General features: G+C 36.6%; 1 protein-coding gene. It reads left to right on the top strand.

The annotated features are described in order from the left end of the window. Positions 1 to 26: 26 nt before the first annotated feature. On the top strand, positions 27 to 262 hold a 236-nt coding region (locus SCA31_RS23995), incomplete at its 3' end, for a pseudouridine synthase (protein ID WP_410699502.1).

Raw genomic sequence — 262 nt, 5'->3', positions numbered from 1 at the left:
ATACAGAAAACCTTTACTTTTTTCCCATGTTAGAAATTCGTTATCGCGATGAACATCTTATTGCCATCAATAAACCAAGCGGTTTATTGGTTCATAAATCTTTTTATGCAGGAGAAGCCGATACTTACGCCATTCAGGAATTAAGAAACCAGATTGGACAAAAAGTTTATCCTGTGCATCGCCTTGACCGAAAAAATTCGGGTGTTTTGTTATTTACTTTAGATAAAGAAACCCTGAGAACTATGAGCGATCAGTTTGCAGC

It is taken from the genome of Chryseobacterium sp. SIMBA_028, assembly GCF_046535285.1.
Classification (GTDB): Bacteria; Bacteroidota; Bacteroidia; order Flavobacteriales; family Weeksellaceae; genus Chryseobacterium.
The sequence above is the reverse complement of the archived record's forward strand: the minus strand, read 5'-3'. Positions and strand labels throughout refer to the sequence as shown.